This window comes from Agrobacterium sp. RC10-4-1 (genome assembly GCF_014138475.1).
In the GTDB taxonomy this organism is placed as follows: domain Bacteria; phylum Pseudomonadota; class Alphaproteobacteria; order Rhizobiales; family Rhizobiaceae; genus Agrobacterium; species Agrobacterium pusense.
Genome location: NZ_JACJIT010000004.1, coordinates 14,445 through 37,449, shown reverse-complemented (window position 1 = coordinate 37,449; position 23,005 = coordinate 14,445). Strand labels below are relative to the sequence as shown.

Genomic DNA, 23,005 nt, shown 5'->3' with positions numbered 1-23,005 from the left:
TGGACAGGGGAACCGATACAGGTGGATTCTGACAGTAGGCTGAAAGTTATGCGACAGTATTGTAAGAGTAGAAAAATTGCTTTCGATCAACGCACGAAAACGTAAACCGCGTAGATGGCGATAAGTGCCGCCGCCGCCGCGGCCGTGATGGCGCCGAGGCGTTTTTCGGTGAAATGGCGGACCGATTCACCGTATCTTTGCAGCAAACCGGCAAGGATGAAAAAGCGCGCGCCGCGCGTGACGACCGCCGACAGAATGAACAGGCCAAGGCTGATATTGGCCGCGCCCGACAGAATGGTAACCACCTTGATTGGCGGCAGGTGCGCAAGGCCCGATGTCACCAGCAGAAGAACGATGGTTTCATAATCCACCGAGTTCTTCAGATGCTCGAAGCTGTCGAGCTTGCCGTAAAATTCAAGAATCGGCCGGGCAATGCTCTCAAATGCATAATGACCGAGGAACCAGCCCGCTATGCCGCCCAGAACCGAGGCGACCGTGGCCACGAGCGCGTAAAACATCGCTTTTTTCGGCTTCGCCAATACCATGGGCAAAAAAAGCACGTCGGCAGGAACAACGAAAACGGAGCTTTCCACGAAAGCCACGATTGCCAGCCACCACACGGCGGTTTTGCGCGCGGCGAGCGCCATCGTCCAGGCATAGATGTTTTTCAGCATTTTCATGTCCCCGGGGAAGAATGGTCAGGAGGCAGACGGAGGCAAGACACAGGCGGAATTTCACCCGGTCAATCAACGGCAGGCGGCGGGTCCGGAAACCCGTCACGAAGCAGGATTAGAGACAACTCAAGAGAATGGCAAATGTTGGAAGATTTATTTTTGCATCGCGGAAAATGAAAAAGTCCCACGATTCCAATCCATACCGGAGATTGGTTGCTGCGATGCGAAATTTCATCTCTAGGTAGATGAACTCGCCTTTTTGCTGTAGAATAAGAGGTGGCGGGAAGAGGAGGAAGTTATCATGGACTATGTCAACTTCGTTACATCAATAAATCCGGTCATACTTGTCATTCTGCTCGTGGTTCTTCTTGCAGGGGCCTATAGCAACTGGGTTTCGCATTAAATCTTTCGGACGGCATGACCAAATGTGAAGAGGCGCGTTTCCATCTGTGATAGGCATCGGGCCAGAGGAATGGTATCAATCCTGGAGTTGAACAACTTCCGGGAAGCGGCATGTCGAACGAATTCGCATTCACTGATACGTCTGAAAAGCTCAGCACCACGCTTGAAAAGCTGATAGGAAAACTACAGGGCCAGACGATCACATTGCGCGAATTGATGGAAGCGATCGGTGAACAGGGCCTGCTGCTCATCTGTGCCATAGCCTCCCTGCCATTTCTGATCCCGGTTTCCATTCCCGGAGTCAGCACCGTTTTCGGCGCCGCAATCATTCTCGTCAGTCTCGCGATCACGCTGAACCGCCTGCCATGGCTGCCGGCGAAAATTCTTGACCGGCAGATGGAAACGGCAAAGCTGGTCCCGGCGCTGCAGAAGGGTGTGGCGATCGTATCGAGACTGGACCGCTTTATCCGTCCACGCATTCCGGCGCTGACGACGGGCGTCATCGCCAACAGGATAAATGGCCTCGCCCTGATGACGGCGGGCGTGCTTCTGATGATGCCGCTCGGCTTCATTCCCTTTTCCAACACCCTGCCGGGCATTGCGATCCTGCTTTTCTCAGCGGGCATGATCCAGCGGGACGGCGTCACGGTGCTGGGCGGTTACCTCTTTCTGGGGCTGACGACGATTTATTTCGCTGCACTCGCCTATGCCGCCTTCTGGGCAGGCCAGGGTATCAGCAGCTCCATCGGGGCGTAGCAGGATTACTGTCGGTCCGGGTCGCGGGGCTCCCGCCGGTTCCGTCGCGATGCCCACCAGATCACCAGCCTTCGCCGCTGGCGACGAACAGCCGGCAGGTCGTGGGAAAGCACGACAAGGCCGACGGGAACCATCCAGAAACCCAGAATGGGCAAAAAGCCCAGCGTACCGCCCACGACCAGCGCCGAACCTGTTGCGATCCTGCCGACGCGCGAACGCGGCATGGCAAGGCTCCATTTTCCGAGATTGAGACGACCCGTTCTGTGGTCGATTCCGAATTTCATTCCAATCCGCCCTTCAGCATCTGGCCTGTGGATAATTTTTTCAGCGTCGATAAGCCCGGAAAATCGGGACTCCGGAGGGATAAAACAAGAGGAATGCGTTTTTTTTGAAAAAAGCGCTTGGCAAATCGGAAAAGCATTTGTATTACCCCGCTCACACCGCGCCAAGCAGCGCACGTTCCCTGGTAGCTCAGCGGTAGAGCATTCGACTGTTAATCGACAGGTCGCCGGTTCGAATCCGGCCCGGGGAGCCATTTTTCTCAAAAGCGTGTCAGCCGAGCGAAGTGCAGCTGCAATTCGCCCGACGTGACCTAGAAGTTTTCGTGACTTCCTTCTCTGCGGCCGTCAGGCCATCAGCTTTTCTTGACCGCCCGTTTTGTTGCCTTCGTGGCGTTGGTCAATGCCGGTGGATCGCTGGCCGGAAAACTCTCCTCAAGGCTTTCGGTCAAATCGTCTTCCTTGTTCTTGTCCGTGGATTTCTGCTCTTTCTCCAGCGATTTTACCGCAGGAGATTTCACCTTTGTCGAATTGGCTTTTTTCGTGGGCGACTTTTTTGCAGGTCCCTTCTCCCCTGACGCGGTGGCGGAAGCGGACTTCTTCACGCCATTTCCGCTTTTGGGTTTTGCCGGTTCCGCCTCCGCGGAGATTTCCCGTTCCGCCTCGATCCAGTGTCTTTCATGATGCCCGTCGGGTCTTCCTTCCCTCTCCCATATTGCGCGCGCTTTTTCACGGATTGCGGCTTCGCGGTCGTGGCTCATAACGGACCTCCCTCTTTGCGTTGCACCAGCTTCAATTGTGCCATTGAAAAAACAAAAAAAGCCAGAGTTAGTTCCGCATCGACCTGCGACGAATGAGCATTTTGGCGAGAAAGGGAACCGGCATCGGCTGCCGAGCGTTTGGCCTGCAGAAACCAGCAGGAGATCGCTTCATGAACACCCCGCAGAAGCCGAAAACCGAACCGCTTGATATTGAAGACGACGACGTTGCGCGTTTCGAGACAGACAGCGAGTTGAAAGACAAGGAAGGCGAGATTTATCCGGACGAGAGCATGAACCTGCGTGCACGCCGGCAGGCTGCAAGGCAGCACGAGGATGCTTTCATTGTCGCCACCGATCTGGAGGACGACGACCAGCGCGAGGCGGCGCCAGGCACGAGAGAACAGCCTTAAAAGGAAAAGGCGGGTCGAGGCCCGCCTTTATCAAGGAAATGCAGGGAATTTATCGCCGAACCGAAACGATGGCCTTGCGGTTAAAATTCGAGACCTGCACCCTGCCCGATTGGTTGCCGCCCAGGATTTGTGCGGTCTTGCCGCTCATGCTCTTTAGAATACCAGCATGATATCCCCGGCCGTTGCGGATGACGACGACATCACCGGGCTTTGCCTGGCCAACCGGGACGGCATAACCGAAGGAACTCCAGGATTTCGCAAATCCGTAGGATTTGGGTGATTGCCGGCCGGCCTTGCTGGCTACGGCATGCAGGAAAAGGCCGCACCACGGCGTACTTCTCGGATTTGCCCCAAGAATGTTCTTGAGGCTCTTGTTGTTCTTGGACTCATGCAGCCCGGTGTATTTCTCAGCCTGGTTCAGCATGCCAGCCGAGGCCGGTGCCACGACTGTAAAAGACAAGGCAACGGATAGAATTAACGCGGATACTCTCAAACGTCTCGCCCTTATGTTAGCGGGCGTTCGTGTATTGTGACAATTTAGCGACAATTTGACGAGAAATGGGCAGAAATCAGACGCCTATTCATGCGGGCTGATCTGTCATTGCTTCAGAACAGGCTGCCCTGCGCATCATCCGCACGGCTACGGCCGGCATTTTCAAGGTCCAGCATCCGCAATTTGGTAGTGGTTCCGCCCGGTGCGGAGAAGCCGCCAAGCCTGCCACCTGCGGCAAGGACCCGGTGACACGGAATGATCAGCGGCACCGGATTTTTCGCCATTGCCTGGCCGACGTCGCGTGCTCTCTCCATGCCAAGACCGAGTGTCTTCACGATGCCGCCATACGTCGTCGTGTTGCCCCAGCCGACCTGTCGCGCGACGGCATAGACGTCGAGAAAAAATCGTTCCTGCCCGGCGAGATCAAGGTCCACGGCCTTAAAATCGATTGCCTCACCGCCGAAATAACGGGTGATCATCGCAATCACCTCACGTGTCCGCGTCTCGGGAACGGCGATGGAGGCGGACGGCAGGCGCTTCTGAAGGAGCTTTTCCGTTTCGCCGGCGTCCGCTCCCGGCAATTGCAGACGCACGATACCTCGCCCCGCCCATGCGAGGCCGCAATGGCCAAGCGCCGTTGGAAAAACAATATAGCCGTAGTGGCTGCCCATCACCGTCACTCATTCGCCTTTACGCCTGCACGATGCCATATCCCGCATTCGAAACAACCCGTTTCCTGCCACACAACAAAAAAGGCCACCCGTTTTGGGCGGGTGGCCTTTCACACGTCAGTTCCAAAATCGGCTCAGGATGCGATTTTTTCCGGCTCCTCAACGAGGCAACGCGCCTGCCGGCTGGCGGCGACGAAGGCCGTGCGGGCTATCTCTCCCCCCACATCGCCCATGAGCGAGGCGCGGCACAGGCGAAGCGCCTGTTCGTGCGCCTTGTCTCCCCGCTCGGGCCACTCATGTTGGAGAAAATCGAAGGCTTCGTAAACGCCTGTGAAAATTCGAGGGGCACCGTTTTCAAGGGAGATGGTAACGGGCTTTTCCCACTTAACGTCATTCAGCAACATTGATTGCACTTCCATGCTCTATTAACCCGCGACAAACGCCGGCTCCTCCAGTTGGTTCCCTCACCTGCGGTTTCAAGAGCGAAAAAATAACCCTCGAGAAACCATGTGCCCCATCTTTCCATTCTAGCCGATTTGCGGAACAAAGCGTTTCAACACTCGTTCAAACGGAAGTGAACCGGGCCCTCCCATGCAGACAAAAGCCTCTCCCGTCATCGTGTGGTTCCGCAAGGATCTGCGCCTTTCGGACAACCTCGCTTTGCTTGCGGCGGCCGACCATAAAGGTCCCGTCATCCCCGTCTATATCAGGGAAAAATGTTGCGGCGCGCTGGGGCGTGCGCAGAAATGGTGGCTTCACCACTCGCTCACTGCGCTTCATGCCGCGCTCAAGAAAACAGGCAGCCGCCTCGTGCTTGCCAGCGGCGACGCCGAGGAGGTTTTGCGCAGGCTGATCGCGGAAACCGGCGCAGACACCGTATTCTGGAACCGCCGCTATGATCCTGAAGGTATTTCGACCGACAAGACCCTAAAACGCGCGCTCCGGGATAAAGGCCTGACGGTACGAAGCTTTTCCGGGCATCTGCTGCATGAGCCATCGAAGCTGCAGACCAAATCCGGTGGTCCCTACCGGGTCTATACACCGTTCTGGCGCGCTCTGGAGGGCGGCGAAGAGCCCCACGCGCCTGCGGATGCGCCAGACAGACTCAACGCGCCCAGGAACTGGCCAAGATCGGAAACGCTCGACGAATGGCAGCTGCTGCCCAAAAGGCCTGACTGGGCAAGGGAGTTTAGCGATATCTGGACGCCTGGCGAAGACGGGGCCCGGGAGAAGCTCTCCGATTTCATTGACGGCGCACTGAAAGGTTATGAAGAGGGCCGTGACCTGCCGGCGAAGGACGCGACTTCCCGGCTTTCACCGCACCTCGCATTAGGAGAAATCTCACCCGCCACCGTCTGGCATGCGACGAAGGGACTTTCCCGCCACATCGCCTCAAACGATATCAGCCGTTTTCGCAAGGAAATCGTCTGGCGGGAATTCTGCTATCACCTCCTGTTTCATTTTCCCGAGCTGGACGAAAAGAACTGGAACGACAGTTTCGACGCCTTCAACTGGCGGGACGATGACAAATCCTTCACGGCCTGGACGCGCGGCATGACCGGCTATCCGATCGTGGATGCCGGGATGCGGCAACTATGGCGCCACGGCACGATGCATAACCGCGTCCGCATGATCGTGGCGTCCTTCCTCATCAAGCATCTGCTGATCGATTGGCGCAAGGGTGAGAAATGGTTCCGCGATACGCTCGTGGACGCCGATCCGGCCTCCAATGCCGCCAACTGGCAGTGGGTGGCGGGTTCGGGAGCGGATGCCTCGCCATTTTTCCGCATCTTCAACCCTATCCTGCAAGGCGAAAAATTCGATGGGGACGGCGATTATGTCCGCCGTTTCGTACCGGAGCTCGCAAGGCTAGAACGCAAATATATTCATAAACCATTCGAGGCCCCGAAAGAGGTGCTGACCAAAGCGGGCATCACGCTCGGGGAAACCTACCCGAACCCCATTGTCGACCATGGCAGGGCGCGGGAGAGAGCACTTGCTGCCTATGCCAGAGTGAAGAAGAAGACATAAAACTGGGTATCGGCAAAATTTTGCGTGGCGAAGCCGAAGCCGGGAAGATAATTTCTTGCCTTGAAGCGGTTGTAACGGGACATAACGGCACCTAATTTCCGCTCAGACAAGAAGGCTCAATCATGACCATTCACCCCTCTGCGCTCAGTGCCATCGGCAATACGCCGCTCATCCGTCTGAAAGCTGCTTCTGAAGCGACGGGGTGCGAAATCCTCGGCAAGGCGGAATTCCTCAATCCTGGCCAGTCCGTAAAGGATCGCGCCGCGCTCTACATCATCCGCGACGCCGAAAGGCGCGGACAATTGCGCCGGGGCGGCACCATCGTGGAAGGCACGGCGGGCAATACCGGCATCGGCCTTTCGCTGGTCGCCAATGCGCTCGGTTACAGGACGGTCATCGTCATTCCCGAAACGCAGAGCCAGGAAAAGAAGGACGCGCTGAAGCTTCTCGGCGCAAAGCTGGTCGAAGTCCCGGCAGCTCCCTACTCCAACCCGAACAATTACGTGAAAGTCTCCGGCCGGCTAGCGAGACAGCTTGCGGCGACGGATGAGAACGGCGCGATCTGGGCTAACCAGTTCGACAATATCGCCAACAGACAGGCTCATATCGAGACCACTGCTCCCGAAATATGGGACCAGACGGATGGCAAGGTCGACGGTTTCATCTGCGCGGTCGGCTCCGGCGGAACGCTGGCGGGTGTGGCGGACGGCCTTCGCGATTTCAATCCCGACATCAAAATCGGCCTTGCCGATCCCGAGGGAGCGGCCCTCTACGAATTCTATAAGAATGGCGTCCTGAAATCGGAAGGCACCTCCATCACGGAAGGCATCGGGCAAGGGCGCATCACCGCCAATCTCGAGGGTTTCACACCGGATTTCTCCTATCGCATTCCGGATGCGGAAGCGTTGCCCATCCTTTTCGATCTGGTAACGAAGGAAGGCCTGTGCCTCGGCGGCTCCACCGGCATCAATATCGCCGGCGCAATCCGGCTTGCCCGTGAGCTTGGTCCGGGGCATACAATCGTGACGATACTTTGCGACTACGGCAATCGTTATCAGTCGAAGCTCTTCAATCCAGAGTTCCTGCGGTCCAAGGGCCTTCCTGTTCCGCTGTGGCTGGCGACGAAAACCGATATTTCGGTTCCGTACGAAACCGTTTGAGGACATGCCGAAATGCCTGTGAATGCCCTGTTCCGTGACGATTTTTATCTTTCCACCGCAGAAGCGATCGTCACGGCGGTGCATGAGGACGGCGGCATCGAGTTCGACCAGACCTGTTTTTATGCCACCTCGGGCGGCCAGCCTGGCGATACCGGCTTTCTCGAGCGCGCTGATGGTTCGCGCATCGCGCTCGGCATTACAAAGCATGGCACCGACAAGAGCGTCATCATCCATGTCCCGCTTGAGGATCAGCCGTCTCCTGAAGTCGGGGAAAAGCTGACGCTGCATGTGGACTGGCCGCGTCGTTACAAGTTGATGCGCATGCACACGGCCTGCCATCTGCTCTCCGTCGTCTGCCAATGGCCGATCACGGGAGCAGCCGTTGGTGAGGACGAGTCGCGTGTCGATTTCGACATGTCGGAGACCATTGACAAAGACGACGTAACCGCCAGGCTGATGGAACTGGTGAGAGCCAATCATCCCGTTTTCCTGCAATGGATCACGGACGAGGAGCTTCAGGCCAATCCCGGCATCGTCAAATCCAAGAACGTGCGCCCGCCAATGGGGCTCGGTCGGGTCAGCCTCGTCTGCATCGGCGAAAATTCCAGCATAGACAGCCAGCCCTGCGGCGGCACCCATGTATCCGAAACGCAGGAAGTAGGCGATATTCACATTGCCAAGATAGAAAAGAAGGGCAAGGAGAACAGGCGGTTCCGCATTCGTTTCGGCGCGCCTGAAGCTGTTGCCTGAGATCGGGAGAGACATCGTGAGCACGGATAAGAGCCGTTTCGTCGTTTCGGCGGACTGGGTTGAGAAACAGCTCGGCACGCCCGGGTTTCGCATCGTCGATGCCTCCTGGTATCTGCCGGCGCATAAGCGCAACGGCGCAGAAGAATATGCGGCAGGTCACCTTCCTGGCGCCGTGTTCTTCGATCAGGATAAAATCGCCGATCACACGACCGGCCTGCCGCACTCCCTGCCCTCGCCTGAATTTTTCGCGGAACAGGCCGGCGCGCTCGGCCTCAGCGAGACCGATACGATCGTGGTCTATGATGGTCCGGGCTTCTTTTCCGCACCCCGCGTCTGGTGGATGCTGCGGGTAATGGGCGTGCGCAAGGCCTATGTGCTGGATGGCGGACTGGACGGCTGGAAGCGCGAAGGCCGGCCGCTGGAAACCGGCGCGCCGGAAATTGAGCCCACAATCTTCACACCCGATTTCAACGAAAAACGTGTGACCTCGCTTGGCACCATGCGCGGTATTGTCGACAGCGGCGAAAAGCAGATTGCAGATGCCCGCGGTGCCGGCCGCTTTACCGGCGAGGAGGCCGAGCCGCGTGCGGGCATGCGTTCGGGCCATATGCCCGGTGCACGCAGCCTGCCGGCGACAGCCTTTTCCGAAAACGGCCACTTCAAGGACCTTACGGCAATCCGCAAAATGGTGACCGATGCCGGCATCGATCTTACGAAGCCCGTCGTGACGAGCTGCGGTTCGGGTGTGACGGCGGCCGTCATTACCCTGGCGCTGGAATCGCTCGGTCATCAGGACAATTCTCTCTATGACGGCTCATGGTCGGAATGGGGCGGATTACAGGACACGCCGGTGGTTACCGGTCCGGCGGATGCGATCCCCACGCTGTCGCACGGCCCATTGAAGGCGCACGTGACGCAGCTCGAAATGACGGCACCGCCGAAGGTCAGCCTGCCGATCCCCGTCAACATCCAGACGGCGCTGATGCGGGTCAACAATATTCCCCTGCATTTTTACCGCTATCTGTACTGGCGGGTTGGAAAGCGATGGCATTGGCAAAAGCGCATGCGCATGAGCGATGCTGAACTTTCAGCCATCCTACGCGATCCGAAAAACAGCGTTACGGTTCTTTATATGAACGGTGCGCCCGCCGGTTTCTTCGAGCTGAACAAGACAAGCGACGAGGTGACAGAGCTTTCCTATTTCGGGCTGCTCGAAGAAGCGATCGGCGCTGGTGTCGGCAAGTGGTTCCTGTTGCAGGCGCTTTACGCCGCCTGGCAGGACAATCCGCAGCGGGTGACGGTGACGACCAACACGCTCGACCATCCGCGCGCCTTGCAGCTCTACCAGATGATGGGCTTTTCGCCCGTGGGCACCTATGAGGCCTGGGTGGAGCCGTTGGCCGATACGGAGCTCTTGGAGATATCGCTACGCAATTGAGGGGTAGCGGTTTACGCGCCTTATCATCCCGTGTCGTTCACGGGAGGGATGGTAAAATGGGACGCGGCGCTCACGCTTTGTCGATAATCAGATGTGTCGCGCCCTCGCCCGCCACCGCTCCCGTGCAGCGGTAACCGAGGGCGGGCCAATCCATGCCTTCGAATAATGGCTCGCCGCGCCCGAGAAAAACCGGCGCCAGCGCCAGATGCAGCTCATCTATCAGGCGCGCCGTCATATATTGCCGGATAGTGGAAACCCCGCCGCCGATGCGGACATCCCTGCCATTTGCCGCCGCCAGCGCCATGTCGAGCGCCGCCTCGATGCCGTCGGTCACGAAATGGAAGACAGTACCGCCCTGCATCGTGAAGGACGGTCGCGCGTGATGCGTCAGGACGAAGACTGGAACATGATAAGGCGGCTCGTCGCCCCACCAGCCTTTCCAGTTTTCATCCGGCCACGCGCCGCGCACCGGCCCGAACATGTTGCGGCCTAAAATCCATGCTCCGATATTTTCAAAGCTCTTTTCGGAAAATTCCTCGTCGGTGCCGGTCGAGCCGCCGTCTTTACCGAACATGCGGTGAAAGGTGCGGGTCTTGAAGGCCCATTGGTGCAACTCTTCACCCTTCACACCCAGCGGGTTCTGCAGACTTTGATCTGGTCCTGCCCCATATCCGTCAAGCGAGATGGCGAAATTGCGAACGACAACCTTCGGCACGGCACTCTCCTCCATCATGAGGAGGCCAGGCTATCCGCGACTGCAACCCTGGCCTCAGATTTCCCGTTCCAGATTAACCGCGGCAGTTGGGATCTGCCCGCCGGCTGCGCCCTTGTCTTCGGTGACCGTGTTCAATAGATGATCGGCAATGAGTTCCGCCTGGAACTTGCCGAGTTCATAACAATAGGTGATCTCGCGCTTTTCCGCCGACCAGTAGACATCGGGGCGACCGCAGGACTTGGCCGTCAGCTTCACGTCCCCTTTCAGGCCATAACCGCCAAAGCTGCGGCTGATGAGATCGAGGACCTTCGATTCCTTGATCATGATGGCATAGGGTTCAAGTTCCGGATCGCGCGGCGGCACGTAGCTGACGGAGAACCTGGAAGGCGTCTGACTACGGTGGGGCGCGAGAAAATTCTCCCAGGCCGAAGCGACCGCCGGATAGGCCGCGGCGCATTTGTCAAATTCGGCATTGGGAAGCCCCATCATGGCGGCGAGGTCGCCATAACCGTCCTTGTCGCGGCCCACCATCAGGCAGGCCATGTTGCGGTCGCGGCTCCTGTCGGGCACCAGCGCGGAGAAGACAGGGGCTTCGTGCTCAGGAAGCGTCTCCGCCTCACGTGCGAGATACCAGCTGTCGGTGGCGTTCACGAGCGCGGTGTCAAGCCATTCTTCATTGGCCTGCAGGATCAGCGTTCCTGCCAGTTGGTCGGCCGGGGCCTGCACACTTGCCGTGTCCGCCGTGCCGAAATCCGAGATCAGCATGCGCGCGCCCTCGTGATAGAGCGAAAAAATCGCGTTGCCGATGACGAAATTGACCGCCTGCTGGAGCTGATCGTCGGACAGGCCGTCGAGACCGGAGGCGACCTGCGCCTCGGCATCAATCGGAGCCGTCAACGATACGAAAGCCAGCGGAACGGCGGCCAGAAAACGACGGAACATAAAATCAGACCTTCCGGGAACGAGGAGCGTCACTGATTCCCGAACCTAACGAGTCACGCAATGGGCTGGTTGCATCAGCTGTCAAGAATCGGGTGGATAGCAGCGCGTTTCGGGACCATAGCTGCAAAGAAGCAACGCCGATCCCAGCCAGAAGAGGCCGCCATGACCAATATCGTTTTCACCGCAATGCCGGCTAAGGACGCCGAGGATTTCCGCGCGGGCGCCGCCGATGCCTATGGCAATCGACCGGAAACAGCCGTTTCTCCCGGCGGCATGCCGTGTCGCCACTGCCTCGACCAGATCGGCGCGGGTGAAGCCATGCTCGTACTCGCCTACCGGCCGTTTCCCTCGCTGCAGCCCTACGCCGAGACTGGGCCGGTCTTCCTGCATGCCGAAGCCTGCGATCGTTATCCACTGACAGATATCCTTCCGCCGATGCTGGACAGCCCCGATTATATCGTGCGCGGATATGGCGACGATGACCGTATTGTCTATGGCACGGGTGCGGTAACGGCCACCGGCGAGATCGCCTCGCGGGCGCGGGCACTTCTGGGGCGCGAAGACGTCGCCTATGTCCACGTCCGTTCCGCACGAAACAACTGTTACCAATGCCGTATCGCCAAAGCATAATCACAGCATTGTCTAGAATTTTAACCGAACGGCTAAACGGGTTTCAAACTTTTACAGGTTAATCTGCATGCATCGGAAACAATTGATTTGAGTAGCAAAATGACAAACAACCTCAATATGGCGACCCGGACCGCGCCTCGCAGCAAGACAAGGATCTTTGCGACTGTGCATTATTTCAGCCAGTCGACCAGAGGACGTGTCGTCGATCTGTCGGCAACCGGAATGGCGCTCGAGCTGGACGGGCCTTTCGCTGCCGCCAAGGGTAGCCGGGTCAAGGTGCAGAGTGAGGATCTGGGCTTCATCGAGGGCGTCGTGCAGTGGCAACACATGAACCGTCTTGGTCTGCAGCTCAAGCTTTCCACCAACACGCTGGCGCAGCTCTCTTCCTATTTCCGTTTCTTCCACGAAGACGTGAAACCGACACTGGCCCGCTGATCCGGAGCATTACAATGCGCGGAACAAATGACGCGCATTTTCCAGTGCGGCGGAACCTGCGCCGCACGTCACTGACAAAAAATTTATCAAACGGTTGAAAACCGGCCCATCTGTCATGGGCCTGTCATTTTGGTGATGGACTCCTCTGCGATTGCTTCTACCCTGTCGTCTTTAAAGACAGAGCAAGCTTCATCCGAAGGAGTTCCCATGTCGTCGCTTCTCGCCCTCCAGCCCATTACCCGGCGCTCGCTTCTGGGTGGCATTGCAGCCACTTCGGCGCTGGTGATGTTGCACCCTTTTGCTGCGCGTGCGGCGGCCAACCAGGCGCATCTGCGCATCATGGAAACGACCGATATCCATGTTCACGTCTTTCCCTATGATTATTACGCCGACAAGCCGAACGACACGATGGGTCTGGCGCGCACTGCCTCGATCATAGACACCATCCGCGCCGAAGCCGGGAACTCGATGCTGGTGGATAACGGCGACTTCCTGCAGGGCAACCCGCTCGGCGACTACATCGCCTATGAGCGCGGCATGAAGGCCGGCGACAAGCACCCTGTCATCAACGCCATGAACGTGTTGGGCTACGATTGCGGCACGCTCGGCAACCACGAATTCAATTACGGTCTCGACTATATGTCGAACACGCTGGCGGGCGCCGGTTTCCCCTATGTCTGCGCCAACCTCACCAAGGGGCAGCTGGCTTCCGATCCGAAGAACGACGAGCTGTTCTTCAAGCCCTATGTCATTCTGGAAAAACAGATCCGCGATGGCGGCGGCGTCACCAGCCCGGTCAAGGTCGGCATCATTGGTTTCGTGCCGCCTCAGATCATGATGTGGGATTCCAAGAATCTCGAGGGCAAGGCGCAGACGCGTGACATCGTCGAGGCGGCGAAAGCCTGGGTGCCTGTCATGAAGGAGGAAGGCGCGGATATCATCATCGCCCTTTCCCATTCCGGCATCGACGGCAAGGGCCAGACCGAGCGCATGGAAAACGCATCGCTGTATCTCGCAGCCGTTGAAGGCATTGATGCGATCTTCACCGGCCACCAGCACCTTGTCTTCCCCGGCCCGAAGACCTGGGACGGCATCGAGGGTGCTGATGCGGTCAAGGGTACGCTGATGGGCAAGCCGGCGGTCATGGCCGGCTTCTGGGGCTCCCATATGGGCCTTATCGACCTGCTGCTTGAAAAGGATGGCAAGAGCTGGAAGATCGTCGACTTCACCTCAGAAGCCCGCCCGATCTACCATCGCGATGAAAATCGCAAGGTCGTTGCTGACTATACCGAAAAGCCGGAGGTTCTCGCCGCAGCCAAGGTGGATCACGAAGCGGCCCTTGCCTATGTGCGCCGCCCGGTCGGCAAGACATCCGCGCCGCTCTATTCCTATTTCGCGCTGGTGGCAGACGATCCGTCCGTGCAGATCGTCTCCAACGCCCAGACCTGGTACATCAAGGACATGCTGAAGGAAGGGCAGTATAAGGATCTGCCCGTGCTTTCGGCAGCGGCCCCCTTCAAATCGGGCGGTCGTGGCGGCGCGGATTATTACACCGATGTCCCCGCCGGTGACATCGCCATCAAGAACGTCGCCGATCTCTATCTTTATCCCAACACGGTGCAGGCAGTGCTGATCAACGGGGCGCAGGTGAAGAACTGGCTGGAAATGTCCGCCGGCATGTTCAATACGGTTGAGGCCGGTGCCAAGGATGCGCCACTGCTCAACCCAGACTTCCCGTCCTATAATTTCGACGTGATCGATGGCGTGACTTATCAGATCGACATTTCCAAACCGGCGAAATTTGACAAGGACGGCAAGGCGGTCAACCCGGACAGCAACCGCATCGTCAATCTGCAGTTCAATGGCAAGCCGATCGATCCCGAACAGAAATTCGTGGTTGCCACCAATAATTACCGTGCAAGCGGCGGCGGCAAATTCCCCGATATCGCCGGCGACAAGGTGATCTTCGTCGCGCCCGATACAAACCGCGACGTGATCGTGCGCTATATCATCGATCAGGGCACCATCAACCCGTCCGCGGATGCCAACTGGTCCTTTGCACCGGTGGAAAACACCACCGCCGTCTTCGAGACCGGGCCCAAGGGACGCCATTACGCAGCCGACATCAAGGGCGCCAGGATCGAGGATGCCGGCGACGGCGCGGAAGGTTTCGCGAAGTTCCGCCTGATTCTTTAACGACCGTGCCCTCCCGGCGACCTGTCGCCGGGAGGTATTTTCCTAGTCGCGCCCAGCCAACGTGCGTAACAGCATCGGCAGTTCCTGCGGCGGCTTCTGTTCGACACGCCGATAGTCGCTGCCGTCACGGTTACGGCGGATGAGTCTCAGGCCAACCATGTCGCGCCTCAGCATTGCCGCATCCCCGAACAGGTGCAGGCTATCCAGAAAGCTGCTGAATTCTCGCTCGGAAAAACTCTGCCCGGCGGGAATTTTTGCCCAGAGATACCAGAGGCACAGTTCCTGATGCGACCGGCGGGCCGGCCATTGCATCAGCCGGCCGGCGGCATCAAAGACACGAACGGTCTTCAGCACCCTGCCCTCATTGACGGCTGGCAGCAGCTCAGGCTGAGCGGTTGTGCTTTCGGCGGAAGAGATGCGGTCAGCGCGCAGATGCTGGAAATTTCGAAAACCGGCAGCCCGGCTCAGAAGATTGAGCATCTCCACATGGCTCGGCTGGCGGTCCAGCCTGCCGATCTGCGCGCGCACGGATTTGGCAAAGGTCGAGAGATCGGCGATATCAATGGAAAGGATCGAACGTGGCATGACTTACCCTCAAGTGCCATTCCGAAAAGGTGTCGCTGATCGCCGGCTTCCGACAAGGCACGGGATAAGTGCTGTCAAACCATAAATATGCAGGTTTAGCTTCCCATGCGGGACGGCGATGCCTCGGTGAACTGCAGACCGTGATTAGGTATAGGCAGGCGATCCGCCCACGTCAATTGGTCTCTGCTGGCATAGCGCCGAGGTTGCCGCGCGTTTCCTCTCCCAGCCGGGGCAAGAAGCAGGCCCGGCCGGTCCACATATAATTAGCCAATATCACTCAGCGGCGACAGCAATGGTCCTCTGTTTGCTGGCAGCAAGCATACCGTTGAAATCCTTATGATTCGGGCAGGCGGACAGGCGCTGCTGAAAAGCCTCGGCGAGCCATTGCCCCGCCGGACCCGCAGGCGAATCCACCCGTCGCAGTGCAAACAGCGGATATTCCCCCTGCTCATAGGCCTCGAGTTCGAGCACCTTGAGGCTGCCATTGGTAAGATCGTTGCGGACGATCGATGCGGGCAGACCGCCCCAGCCGAGACCGCCCTTGATAAGCTGGTATTTGGTGGCGATGTCGCTGACCCGCCATGTCTTGTAGGAGAGAACATTGAAATCGCGGCCCTTGGTCAGGCCGGAGGCATCGGTGACGACAAGCTGAACCTCCTCGCGCACGTCGGCGAGAACCAGCGGGCGTTCGATCTGCGCCAGCGGGTGATCCGACGCGACGACCGGCAGCATGAAGGAATGGCCCACCTTTTCGACGACGAGCTCATCATCCTGACGCAGCATCGCCCCACCAATGCCGATGCCTGCCTTGCGGGAGAGCACCATGTCCATGACCATGCCCAGCTCGCCAACATTGAGGCTGAGGGCTACGGTTGGGAATTGCCTGCGAAAATCCCGCAGCACAGCCACCACGGCCTCCGCCGGCACCATGGTGCTGATAGCTACGGAAAGTTCCGCTTCCAGCCCCTGTTTCAGCCCCTTGGCACGGGCACGCATTTCCTGCAGGCCAGCGACGATGCGCCTTGCATCCTCCAGCATGGCGCGCCCTTCGTCCGTCAGCTTCGGCTGGCGCACACCGTTGCGCTCAAAAAGCGTAACCTCAAGCTGCGCTTCGAGATTGGCGATGGTGTAACTGACCACCGACTGGGCACGATTGAGCGCCCGCGATGCGGCGGAAAAACTGCCGGTCTCGGCAACCGTCAAGAATACCTGCAATTGATCGAGCGTTGGGTTCGCGTCCATGTCCCATCCATTTCATCGATAGATTGCTTCCACATTATCACAGTTTTCTTGATGGCAGTAATTTTTCATATAGAGCGCAAAGGCAGGGCATCGTGCTCTCCCGCCCTCCCAAGGCGCCCGTCAATTCATCGCATATGCAAGGAAAAGACCATGTCCAACATTCTTCTCATCACCTCCAGCCCGCGCGGCGAGGAATCGGTTTCGAACAAGTTCGCCGGTGAGCTCGCCAGCAAGCTGAAGGCCAAGTCGGCTTCCAACACCCTTGTCCACCGCGATCTCGCAGCTGACCCGATCCCACATCTCGACACCGTCAAGACAGCCGCAATCCGCAAGGCACCCGATCAGCGCACGGCTGAAGAAGCGGTTGCAGCCGATTATTCCGACAAGCTCGTTGCAGAGCTTCTGGCCGCCGACACCGTCGTCATCGGCACCGGCCTCATCAACTTCAACATCTATTCCGGCCTGAAGTCGTGGATCGACAACGTCGCCCGCGCTGGCCAGACCTTCAAATACACCGAAACCGGCCCGGTCGGTCTCGCCACTGGCAAGAAGGTGTACATCGTCCTGGCGGCTGCCGGCGTTTACTCCGAAGGCCCGGCCGTTTCGATGAACCATGCCGTTCCCTATCTGAAGACCGTTCTCGGCTTCATGGGCATGACCGATGTGGAAGTGATCTACGTCGAGGGTCTGGCTTTCGGCCCCGAAGCCGTCGAGAAGGCTGTAGCGGCTGCCGAAGCCAAGGTGGAAGAACTGGCACAGGCCGCCTGAGGCATTCATTCAAAGGCAATCCCGGCATGACCGCCGGGTATTGACCGAGCTCCGTTCCGTAACGGCCGTGGACCCTGTCCCGGCCGTTATTCTTTGCCACGTAGGCCACGCACCTGATTCAGATAACAAAGCACAGAAATACTGCCCGTCCCTGAAGGCCGTAGCGTTCAGGCACTCAATGCAGCCGTCATCATTTTCCTGGGAAGAGAGATGAGCCGTTCTGATCGATAATCAGCTTCGCCTTGCGGATGGTGAACTCCACCGCATCATCGAGGCTGGTGAAGACGTCGGCCCGCACGAATTCATGCACCAGCACCTCGTCACCGGCCTTTTTTTCAATACGGCCAGCCAGGCGGAACTGGCCACCTTCCTTTATCGGGGTCGCATAGATCAGATAGTCGCCATGCGCATGCGGTTCTGCCTGCGCCGTCTTCTGCGGGGCGTCGGAAGACGGCTGGCCGGAGCCGAAGGCCGAGAGGATTTTGGAAAAAAACGATGCCATGGCTTGCACTCCCTCAATTCGTGTCACGTTTGAAGGGCGGATGACACCCGCCCTTCCCTGCCTCTTCCGATCAGATGATCAGGTTTGACAGGATGTCATTTTCGGTGATGTCCTCATAACCGAGACCGGCCGCTTCGAAGCGCTCCAGCAGGCCGGCGAAGTTCTCCTTCGCGCTGGTTTCGATGCCGATAAGGATCGAGCCGAAGTTGCGGGCCGATTTCTTCAGATATTCGAAACGGGCGATATCATCATCGGGCCCGAGCAGGTTGAGGAAATCGCGAAGCGCACCGGGACGCTGCGGCAGGCGCAGGATGAAGTATTTCTTCACGCCCGTGTAACGCATGGCGCGCTCCTTCACATCCGGCAGGCGCTCGAAATCGAAATTGCCGCCGGAAACCACGGCGACGACCGTTTTGCCTTCCAGCTTTTCACGGCCGAGCTTTTCCAGCGCGGCGATCGAGAGCGCGCCTGCGGGCTCCAGCACCACGCCTTCGAGATTCAGCATCTCGATGATCGTCACGCAGATGGCATTTTCCGGGATGAGCTGGACCTGATCGGCCGGGAAATCCTTCAGCGCCTTGAAGTTGAGGTCGCCGATGCGGGCGACGGCGGCGCCATCGACAAAATTATCGATCTTGTTCAGCGTCACCGGTTCGCCACGTTCGAGGCTTTTCTTCAGGCTCGGTGCGCCTTCCGGCTCGCAGAACACGAAGTTTTCCTTGCGGACCGTCCCGGCCAAAAATCCGGACAGGCCAGCCGAAAGACCGCCACCGCCGACAGGCATCACGACGATGTCAGGCTTAGTGCCATCCGGGAGCTGGTCCATGATCTCGGCGGCAACCGTCGCCTGGCCCTCGATGATATCCTCATGGTCGAACGGCGGCACCATGTAGCCGTCATTGTCCTGCACGTGCTGGCGGGCAGCAGCGTAACACTGGTCGAATATATCGCCCACCAGACGGATGGAGATGAACTCGCCGCCGAAGATGCGGGTCTTTTCGATCTTCTGCTGCGGTGTGGTCACCGGCATGAAAACAACGCCATGAACGCCGAAATGGCGGCAGGCGAAAGCAAAACCCTGGGCGTGGTTTCCAGCCGAAGCACAGACGAAAATCTTGCCCTTGCCGGCCTTGGCCACCGCCTTGCGAAGAAAATTGAATGCGCCTCTAATCTTGTAGGAACGAACCGGGGACAGATCCTCACGCTTCAGCCAAATCGACGCGCCATACCGACGGCTGAGATGTTCATTCAACTGCAGCGGCGTTTCCGGGAATATTTCCCGCACTTCCCGCCGCGCTGCTTCCACAAGCTGCTTGTCCACGATAGTCAATCCATTGAAATTCATAATGGCACCCGCTATGCCATAGGAAGGCGTCCGAGACAAAGACTCATTTCAGCGCGGCCACGAACTCCGGGTTTCATTTCTTGAACAGTAACCTTCTGCGCTCGGTCATATATGTAGCGTCCATCTTCGGGCTCTATCTCGCCACGGCCATGTTCCTGCCCGCACTGACGGATCTTTATTACGGCAATGACGACTGGATGGTGTTCGCGCTTTCCGGCTTCATGTGTGGCGGGTTCGCGCTTGCCTGCGCGCTCGCCACGCGCGGGCCGATCGCTTCGTTCAACAAGCGTTTCGGCTTTTTGCTCGTCAACCTGCTCTGGCTGGTGTTTTCCATCGTCGGTGCAGTGCCGCTTTATCTGTCCGAACTCGGCCTGACGCCCGGCCAGGCGCTTTTCGAGTCCGTCTCCGCCATCACGACGACCGGATCCACAGCCATTTCGGGTCTCGACAATGCGCCGCAGGGTATTCTCCTGTGGCGGTCGCTGCTGTGCTGGCTCGGCGGCATCGGTATTGTCGCACTCGGCCTCTTCATCCTGCCGCTGCTGCGCGTCGGCGGCATGACCTTCTTCCGCATGGAATCCTCCGACACCGGCAACGACCGCCCCTTCGCCCGGCTGGCAAGCTTCACCCGGGCTTTCGTGGCGATCTACATCGTCATGACGCTCGCCTGTACCATCGCTTATGATTTTGCCGGCATGTCGCATTTCGATGCGCTGAACCATGCCATGTCGACGGTTGCGACGGGCGGCTTCTCCACCCATGACGCGTCCTTCGCCTATTTCAACAATACGGCCCTGCTGTGGATCGCCACCATCTTCCTCATCTTCGGCAGCCTGCCGTTCTCGGTCATGATCCTGCTCGCCGTGCGGCGCCGGCTGGAGACGTTGCGCGACCCGCAGATCGCGGTCTTCCTCGGCTACCTCTGCGCGATCTCGGTTGCCGTTGGTGTCTACCACCATTTCAGGAACGGCGTGCCGCTGGATGATGCGCTCAGCCATTCCTTCTTCAATATGACATCCATTCTGTCGACCGGCGGCTTTGCCAGCGATGACTACACGCTGTGGGGGCCCTTCGTCGTCGTCGTCGCCTTTTTCGCCACTTTCATGGGCGGCTGCTCGGGCTCGACGGCCGGCGGCATCAAGGCCTATCGTTTTCTGATCATCTTCAACGTGGCGCGGGCCGGGCTCAAGAAGCTGATCTATCCGAACGCCGTCTATTCCGTGCGCTACGGCCAGCAGGTGGTCGATCCGGAAACCATCCGCACCATCTTTCTCTTCATCAGCTGTTTCATCGCACTTTGGATTGCCGGCAGTCTGGCCATGAGCCTGATGGGCTATGATTTCCTCACCGCCACCTCGGCTGTGGCGACCTCGCTTGCCAATGTCGGCCCCGGCATCGGCCCGATCATCGGCCCGGCAGGCAATTTCTCCACGATAAGCGAACCGGCGCTCTATCTCCTGTCGATCCTTATGCTGCTGGGGCGTCTGGAAATCCTGACGGTTCTGGTGCTGCTGATGCCGATTTTCTGGAAGAGCTGAAATCACGGGCTTCGGGCGAATAAAGCGCTTGACCTTCCCACGTTGGAATAGTCCACGCTCTCCCTGTTACGAATTCCCAATCACGGAGAACCGCCTATGTGCACCGCTCACCAGCATCACCCGGAAACCACTGCCGCACCTGTCAATGCCGACCTTTCTTTCCACGTTGAAGACATGACCTGCGGGCACTGCGCCGGTGTGATCAAGGGTGCGATCGAGAAGACCGTTCCCGGCGCTGCCGTACATGCCGATCCGGCAAGCCGCACAGTCGTGGTTGGCGGCATCTCCGATGCGGCACGTATCGCAGAAATCATCACCGCGGCTGGGTACACGCCGGAAGCACGCGCCTGATCAGACGAGATACCGGCGGCGCTTTCATACAGCCGCCGCCGGATCGCACTGCCTGCCCCGCTTCGCGCTGAATTGTGTGACGGGTTTGGACGGCATCCATCCCTCTCTCCTTCTGGACGGCAAACGCCCTCTCCCTTTCAATCAAGGGTGACGGAGGAGGTTTCCCCAGCTTAATGAATCGAATCCGCCCTCCTCCGTCGTTCCGGCCCTGAACCGGAATCCAGCTGACGCGCGTCTGCACGGCGGGAAGACTCCTTTCAGTCCAAGGACCTGGACTGGCTGGATTCCGGCACAGGGCCGCAATGACGGCGAAGAGGTTCAGGGGCCTTCTTATAAAAGAGACCCGGCTCTTGCGAACCGGGCCACACCTCGTCAGCAATGTCACGTCGGCTTATTTCACCGCCAGATCCTTGGTCATGATGAAATAGTTGATCGGATGCGGCTTGAAGTTCTCGACCTTGTCCGAATAGGCGTCGAAAGCCGTCTCGTGGATGAGGTAGACGGTGACCGCTTCATCGTAAACCCTCTTCGCCGCCTCGGCATAGATGGCGTAACGCTTGGCCGGCTCGGCCACCGCATAGGCCGATTTGATCAGCTTGTCCGTCTCTTCGCTGCAATAATGCGAGATGTTGTAACCGCCTGTGCAGGTGTAGTCGGCGTTCAGGAAACCGATCGGCTCTGCAACGTCAGTGGCGTAACCGCGCGACAGAAGAACCATGTCGAAGTTGCCGGAAAGGAGATCGGGCTCGATCGCTGTGTAATCGGCAACGCGAACATCGACCTTGATGCCGATTTCCTGCAATTGGGCCTGGATAACGGCGGCAACATCCTTGAGTTCGGTTCTTTCCGTGTAGGCGAGAAGCGTCAACTTCAGGCTGCCGGGAGCAACTCCGGCCTCTTTCAGCAGAGCCTTTGCCTTCTCCAGGTCATAAGCGGGTGTGACGTCTTGCGGCGCCCACGGCTCACCCGGTGCGAAGGGCATCGTTGCGGGCTTTACCACGCCTTCATAGATGCTGTCCGCAATACCGGCGGTATCGATGGCAGCCCGGATCGCCTGCCGAACCTTGATATCCTTGAAAGGCGCCTTTGAATTATTGAGCAGCATTTCGGTGATCCGCGGCACGGTGATCGGCGCAACCTTGACGCCCTTGGCCGCTTCAACGGTCTTCACCGTCCAGGGCGGGATCATGCGCGAAATCTGCACTTCACCGCTTCTTATCTGGGTGGCGCGCGTATCGGCGTCCGGAATAAAGTTCACGCGGCCGCCCGAAAGCTTCGGCATACCGGCCCAATAGTCATGGTTTGCGGTCAGCTCCATATACTGGTTGGCATCGACCTTGGTAATCTTGAAGGGTCCGGTGCAGGTTCCGATCGGATCGACCTTGCCATCCTTATAGGCTGAAGGCGCGAGGATCGACGTTGCCGGACTTCCCATTTGCGCCGGCAGCAGCACCGATGGCTCGATGGTCGTGATCTTCACGATATCGTCACCATCGGCATCAACAGCGGCGATCAGCTTGGGCGAGAAGGCGCGCGCCGGAACAGGCGCTTTCAGAAGATTGGTGAGTGCATTGACCGCGGCTGCGGCATTGAGCGGCTCACCATTCTGGAATTTCACACCCTTGCGCAGCTTGAATTCCCAGACCTTCGGCGCGGTCTGCGTCCAGGATTCGGCAAGGCCAGGCTCCAGTGTCGCGTCATACCCGACACGAACCAGACTTTCGAAACATCCCGCCCGCGAGCCGAGATAGGCATCGTCGGAAGCCATCTGCCAGCCGGTCTTGACGCCGGTATAATCGTCATAGGTGATCGTTCCGGCTGTCGCCGCATGTGCCCCGAATGAGACAACAACGGCGCACGTCGCCAAAAGTGCGTGCTTCATCATAGAAAATTCCCCTTTTATTTTTGATGACAACGCTCACATCTCTTACA

General features: G+C 58.4%; 25 protein-coding genes and 1 tRNA gene. 13 read left to right on the top strand and 13 right to left on the bottom strand.

The genetic code is table 11. The features are described from left to right. Positions 1–86: 86 nt before the first annotated feature. Positions 87–674 (bottom strand): YqaA family protein, encoded by a 588-nt coding sequence (locus FHW77_RS11820; protein WP_044458771.1) that lies wholly within the window; start codon positions 672–674, stop codon positions 87–89. 513 nt (positions 675–1,187) lie between these two features. Between FHW77_RS11820 and FHW77_RS11815 the strand changes: the two genes are divergently transcribed. Continuing rightward, positions 1,188–1,832, top strand: coding sequence for an exopolysaccharide biosynthesis protein (locus FHW77_RS11815; protein WP_004441247.1), 645 nt, complete (start codon positions 1,188–1,190; stop codon positions 1,830–1,832). 5 nt (positions 1,833–1,837) lie between these two features. Here FHW77_RS11815 and FHW77_RS11810 read toward each other — a convergent pair whose 3' ends face one another. Further along, positions 1,838–2,116 carry a hypothetical protein gene (locus FHW77_RS11810; protein ID WP_044458770.1) on the bottom strand — a complete coding sequence of 93 codons (279 nt, stop codon included), beginning with the start codon at positions 2,114–2,116 and terminating at the stop codon, positions 1,838–1,840. Positions 2,117–2,292: 176 nt separating this feature from the next. On the opposite strand from FHW77_RS11810, the gene FHW77_RS11805 reads away from it, so the two are divergent. Then, positions 2,293–2,367, top strand: a tRNA-Asn gene (locus tag FHW77_RS11805). 99 nt (positions 2,368–2,466) lie between these two features. Here the strand turns inward: FHW77_RS11805 and FHW77_RS11800 are convergent. After that, complete coding sequence (locus FHW77_RS11800; RefSeq protein WP_035207819.1) at positions 2,467–2,871, bottom strand: DUF2934 domain-containing protein; 405 nt, start codon at positions 2,869–2,871, stop codon at positions 2,467–2,469. A gap of 170 nt (positions 2,872–3,041) precedes the next feature. Here FHW77_RS11800 and FHW77_RS11795 point away from each other — a divergent pair, with 170 nt between their 5' ends. Then, positions 3,042–3,281, top strand: a complete 240-nt coding sequence (locus FHW77_RS11795) for a hypothetical protein (RefSeq protein ID WP_004441242.1) — start codon at positions 3,042–3,044, stop codon at positions 3,279–3,281. A 49-nt stretch (positions 3,282–3,330) separates the two neighbouring features. Here FHW77_RS11795 and FHW77_RS11790 read toward each other — a convergent pair whose 3' ends face one another. The 3 genes from FHW77_RS11790 to FHW77_RS11780 form a co-directional block, all read right to left on the bottom strand. Next, positions 3,331–3,774: a TIGR02594 family protein gene (locus FHW77_RS11790; RefSeq protein WP_004441240.1), complete on the bottom strand. Its 444-nt coding sequence runs from the start codon at positions 3,772–3,774 to the stop codon at positions 3,331–3,333. Between the two features lie 113 nt (positions 3,775–3,887). Beyond that, complete coding sequence (locus FHW77_RS11785; RefSeq protein ID WP_004441238.1) at positions 3,888–4,445, bottom strand: methylated-DNA--[protein]-cysteine S-methyltransferase; 558 nt, start codon at positions 4,443–4,445, stop codon at positions 3,888–3,890. Between the two features lie 134 nt (positions 4,446–4,579). Beyond that, positions 4,580–4,849, bottom strand: a complete 270-nt coding sequence (locus tag FHW77_RS11780; RefSeq protein ID WP_004441235.1) for a DUF982 domain-containing protein — start codon at positions 4,847–4,849, stop codon at positions 4,580–4,582. A gap of 187 nt (positions 4,850–5,036) precedes the next feature. Between FHW77_RS11780 and FHW77_RS11775 the strand changes: the two genes are divergently transcribed. From FHW77_RS11775 to sseA, 4 genes are all read left to right on the top strand, one after another. Next, positions 5,037–6,476, top strand: coding sequence for a cryptochrome/photolyase family protein (locus FHW77_RS11775; RefSeq protein ID WP_034495773.1), 1,440 nt, complete (start codon positions 5,037–5,039; stop codon positions 6,474–6,476). A 122-nt stretch (positions 6,477–6,598) separates the two neighbouring features. After that, positions 6,599–7,636 carry a cysteine synthase A gene (locus FHW77_RS11770; RefSeq protein ID WP_004441231.1) on the top strand — a complete coding sequence of 346 codons (1,038 nt, stop codon included), beginning with the start codon at positions 6,599–6,601 and terminating at the stop codon, positions 7,634–7,636. 12 nt (positions 7,637–7,648) lie between these two features. Next, positions 7,649–8,386, top strand: a complete 738-nt coding sequence (locus tag FHW77_RS11765; RefSeq protein WP_004441230.1) for an alanyl-tRNA editing protein — start codon at positions 7,649–7,651, stop codon at positions 8,384–8,386. 16 nt (positions 8,387–8,402) lie between these two features. After that, a complete protein-coding gene (gene sseA, locus FHW77_RS11760) occupies positions 8,403–9,824 on the top strand; it encodes a 3-mercaptopyruvate sulfurtransferase (protein ID WP_004441229.1) in 1,422 nt (473 codons plus the stop codon). A gap of 70 nt (positions 9,825–9,894) precedes the next feature. On the opposite strand, the gene FHW77_RS11755 is transcribed toward sseA, so the two are convergent. Together FHW77_RS11755 and FHW77_RS11750 are read right to left on the bottom strand one after the other, a co-directional pair. Beyond that, positions 9,895–10,539 (bottom strand): dihydrofolate reductase family protein, encoded by a 645-nt coding sequence (locus tag FHW77_RS11755; protein WP_044458789.1) that lies wholly within the window; start codon positions 10,537–10,539, stop codon positions 9,895–9,897. A gap of 54 nt (positions 10,540–10,593) precedes the next feature. Beyond that, complete coding sequence (locus tag FHW77_RS11750) at positions 10,594–11,481, bottom strand: DUF4344 domain-containing metallopeptidase (protein ID WP_004441227.1); 888 nt, start codon at positions 11,479–11,481, stop codon at positions 10,594–10,596. Positions 11,482–11,643: 162 nt separating this feature from the next. Between FHW77_RS11750 and FHW77_RS11745 the strand changes: the two genes are divergently transcribed. The 3 genes from FHW77_RS11745 to FHW77_RS11735 all read left to right on the top strand — a co-directional run bounded on the left by FHW77_RS11745 (position 11,644) and on the right by FHW77_RS11735 (position 14,742). Next, a complete protein-coding gene (locus FHW77_RS11745) occupies positions 11,644–12,111 on the top strand; it encodes a DUF1203 domain-containing protein (RefSeq protein ID WP_004441226.1) in 468 nt (155 codons plus the stop codon). A 99-nt stretch (positions 12,112–12,210) separates the two neighbouring features. Continuing rightward, entirely contained in the window at positions 12,211–12,546 is a 336-nt protein-coding gene (locus tag FHW77_RS11740; protein WP_004441225.1) for a PilZ domain-containing protein, read from the top strand. Positions 12,547–12,753: 207 nt separating this feature from the next. Then, positions 12,754–14,742, top strand: coding sequence for a bifunctional 2',3'-cyclic-nucleotide 2'-phosphodiesterase/3'-nucleotidase (locus FHW77_RS11735; protein WP_004441224.1), 1,989 nt, complete (start codon positions 12,754–12,756; stop codon positions 14,740–14,742). Positions 14,743–14,784: 42 nt separating this feature from the next. Here FHW77_RS11735 and FHW77_RS11730 read toward each other — a convergent pair whose 3' ends face one another. Together FHW77_RS11730 and FHW77_RS11725 are read right to left on the bottom strand one after the other, a co-directional pair. After that, a complete protein-coding gene (locus tag FHW77_RS11730; RefSeq protein ID WP_034495776.1) occupies positions 14,785–15,327 on the bottom strand; it encodes a DUF2087 domain-containing protein in 543 nt (180 codons plus the stop codon). A 273-nt stretch (positions 15,328–15,600) separates the two neighbouring features. Further along, positions 15,601–16,569 (bottom strand): LysR family transcriptional regulator, encoded by a 969-nt coding sequence (locus FHW77_RS11725; RefSeq protein ID WP_004441221.1) that lies wholly within the window; start codon positions 16,567–16,569, stop codon positions 15,601–15,603. A gap of 150 nt (positions 16,570–16,719) precedes the next feature. Between FHW77_RS11725 and FHW77_RS11720 the strand changes: the two genes are divergently transcribed. Further along, positions 16,720–17,337, top strand: a complete 618-nt coding sequence (locus tag FHW77_RS11720; RefSeq protein WP_004441220.1) for an FMN-dependent NADH-azoreductase — start codon at positions 16,720–16,722, stop codon at positions 17,335–17,337. A gap of 190 nt (positions 17,338–17,527) precedes the next feature. Here the strand turns inward: FHW77_RS11720 and FHW77_RS11715 are convergent, their stop codons facing one another. Both FHW77_RS11715 and ilvA read right to left on the bottom strand, forming a co-directional pair. After that, entirely contained in the window at positions 17,528–17,839 is a 312-nt protein-coding gene (locus FHW77_RS11715) for an HlyU family transcriptional regulator (protein WP_004441218.1), read from the bottom strand. Positions 17,840–17,909: 70 nt separating this feature from the next. Then, positions 17,910–19,184, bottom strand: a complete 1,275-nt coding sequence (ilvA, locus tag FHW77_RS11710; RefSeq protein ID WP_004441216.1) for a threonine ammonia-lyase — start codon at positions 19,182–19,184, stop codon at positions 17,910–17,912. Between the two features lie 80 nt (positions 19,185–19,264). Here ilvA and FHW77_RS11705 point away from each other — a divergent pair, with 80 nt between their 5' ends. Both FHW77_RS11705 and FHW77_RS11700 read left to right on the top strand, forming a co-directional pair. Next, the gene (locus FHW77_RS11705; RefSeq protein WP_004441214.1) at positions 19,265–20,722 is read left to right on the top strand and encodes a TrkH family potassium uptake protein; all 1,458 of its coding nucleotides are present in this window, start codon (positions 19,265–19,267) and stop codon (positions 20,720–20,722) included. A 96-nt stretch (positions 20,723–20,818) separates the two neighbouring features. Further along, on the top strand, positions 20,819–21,073 hold the full coding sequence (locus FHW77_RS11700) for a heavy-metal-associated domain-containing protein (RefSeq protein ID WP_004441212.1): 255 nt from the start codon (positions 20,819–20,821) through the stop codon (positions 21,071–21,073). 391 nt (positions 21,074–21,464) lie between these two features. Here FHW77_RS11700 and FHW77_RS11695 read toward each other — a convergent pair whose 3' ends face one another. Beyond that, a complete protein-coding gene (locus FHW77_RS11695) occupies positions 21,465–22,958 on the bottom strand; it encodes an ABC transporter substrate-binding protein (RefSeq protein WP_004441211.1) in 1,494 nt (497 codons plus the stop codon). Positions 22,959–23,005: the final 47 nt, after the last annotated feature.